The 2,113-nt window shown below is 72.7% G+C and carries 3 protein-coding genes; 2 read left to right on the top strand and 1 reads right to left on the bottom strand.

Features of this window, described 5'->3' with window-relative positions; genetic code table 11:
• Positions 1 to 135 precede the first annotated feature (135 nt).
• Both ACFQ36_RS22295 and ACFQ36_RS22290 read left to right on the top strand, forming a co-directional pair.
• Positions 136 to 720, top strand: a complete 585-nt coding sequence (locus ACFQ36_RS22295; protein WP_377017688.1) for a TIGR00730 family Rossman fold protein — start codon at positions 136 to 138, stop codon at positions 718 to 720.
• Positions 687 to 1,811 (top strand): tellurite resistance/C4-dicarboxylate transporter family protein, encoded by a 1,125-nt coding sequence (locus ACFQ36_RS22290; protein ID WP_377017686.1) that lies wholly within the window; start codon positions 687 to 689, stop codon positions 1,809 to 1,811. The genes ACFQ36_RS22295 and ACFQ36_RS22290 overlap by 34 nt, the downstream gene beginning before the upstream one ends.
• 107 nt (positions 1,812 to 1,918) lie before the next feature.
• Here the strand turns inward: ACFQ36_RS22290 and ACFQ36_RS22285 are convergent.
• On the bottom strand, positions 1,919 to 2,113 hold a 195-nt coding region (locus ACFQ36_RS22285), incomplete at its 5' end, for a LysM peptidoglycan-binding domain-containing protein (RefSeq protein ID WP_377017684.1).

Genomic DNA, 2,113 nt, shown 5'->3' with positions numbered 1-2,113 from the left:
CGCAACGGTGCCGCCCCCGCCGGCCGGCACCCGCTCCGAGCACTTCGGCCCTACCGTGCGCCATCCGGACGACCCGGGTGCCGGCCGCGCCCCCGCGGCCGGAGCCGTCCCCGTGGCGGTGACATAATGGCGGGCATGCGCTTGGCTGTCTTCACCGGCTCGTCCCCGGGCCATGATCCCGTCTACGCCGAAGCGGCCGGGCAGTTTGCCGCCAGGCTCGCCTCGCGCTCGGTCGGCATTGTCTACGGCGGCGGCCGGGTGGGCCTGATGGGCGTGGTCGCCGACCTGGCCCTGGCCGCCGGCGGCGAAGTCATCGGCGTCATCCCCGACTCCCTGCAGTCTGCGGAGGTCGGGCACACGGGGCTGACCCGGCTGCACGTGGTGGGTTCCATGCACGAGCGCAAGCAGCTCATGGCGGACCTTGCGGACGGCTTCGTGGCGCTGCCCGGCGGCGTGGGCACGCTGGAGGAGATCTTCGAGGCCTGGACCTGGCTCCAGCTGGGCATCCACGCCAAGCCGGTGGCCTTCCTGAACATCAACGGTTTCTGGGACCACCTGCTGGCGGGCCTGGACGGCATGGTCCGCGCCGGCTTCGTCAGGGAGGAGTTCCGCGGCACGCTGATTGTCGAAGACTCCGCCGAGGCCCTGCTGGAGGCCCTCGGGCGCTGGCGGGCCCCGGAGCGCAAATGGCGGCGGCCCTCGGACGTCCCGCGCACATGAGCCGGCAGGGCCGGGCAAAACGGCCGGAGGGTACGGCGGCCGCACGGCACCTGGCCGCCGTGGGGGAAGCCGTCCGGGAACTGCCGCCGTCCTGCTTCGCCTTCGTCATGGCCACCGGCATCCTCTCCACCGGCTGTTCGCTGGTGGGCGCCCGGTGGCTGTCCGCCGCGCTGTTCGCCGTCGCCGTGGCCGCCGGCGGACTGCTCGGCTTCGCGACCGTCTGGCGTGCCGTGTCCTTCCGCGGGGAGCTGGTCCGCGACCTGCGGGACCCCGCCACCGCCTTCGGGTTCTTCACCATCGTGGCCGCGGCCAACGTGATCGGCCTGCACTACGATCTGGCCGGGGAGCCGCGGGTGGGGCTGGTGCTGGCGCTGGCCACCGCTGCGGTATGGCTGCTGCTGACCTACTGGCTGCCGTGCGAACTGCTGCTGCGCGAACGGCCCGAGCCGGCCATCACGCGCGCCAACGGCAGCTGGTTCCTCTGGGTGGTGGCCACCCAGTCGCTGGCCGCCGCTGCCGCCGTCGTCGGCACCACCACCCGCGCCCAGTTCGTGGGCGCGGTGGCCACCGGGCTCTGGGGGGTGGGCGTGATGCTGTACCTGATCATCGCCACGGTGGTCACGCTGCGGCTGCTGACCCGCCCCAACCGGCCCGAATCGCTCAGCCCCACCTACTGGATCTACATGGGCGCCACCGCCATCACCGTGCTGGCCGGTTCCCGGATCCTGGCGATGCCGGCACAATTCCCGGTCTCCCGCCTCACGGAGCCGTTCGTGGCAGGGGCCAGCTACGTGCTCTGGGCGGTGGGCATGTGGTGGATTCCGCTGCTGGTACTGTTCGGGATCTGGCGCCACGGGGTCTGGCGCTACCCGCTGCGCTATGAGGCCTCGCTGTGGAGCATCGTCTTTCCGCTCGGGATGTTCGCCGCGGCCACCATCTTCTTCGGCCGGCACGAAGGCATTCCGGTGATGGTGCGCACCGGTGAGGCAGGGGTGTGGATCGCCGCGGCGGCGTGGACCGCCGCCGCGGCCCTCATGCTGGCCGCCTTCGCGCGCTGGCTGCGCGGCCTGGCCCGCCCGGCCGCCGCCTGACACCGGGAAGCGGGCATATAAGCGGGCATAAGAGAGCCCCGCACGGTCGGGGAAGCATGCGGGGCTCTCTGTGAACTGCGCCGGGCGCAGTCGTGTGGGGCCGCCTGTCAGGCGGGCAGCTGCAGAACCTGGCCGACGAAGATCAGGTTCGGGTTGGACACGGTGTCGGCATTGGCCGCGTGCAGGGCCTGCCAGCCGCCGGCCACACCGAGCTGGGCGGCAATGTTGCCCAGGGTGTCGCCGGGCTGGACCGTGTAGGTCCCGCCGCTGGCGGCCGGGGCCGCGGGGGCCTCGACCGGGGC

Origin of the sequence: Arthrobacter sp. GCM10027362 (assembly GCF_042679445.1) — a bacterium.
In the GTDB taxonomy this organism is placed as follows: domain Bacteria; phylum Actinomycetota; class Actinomycetes; order Actinomycetales; family Micrococcaceae; genus Crystallibacter.
Note: the sequence above shows the minus strand (reverse complement) of the source record. Positions and strands in the feature narration are given on the sequence as shown.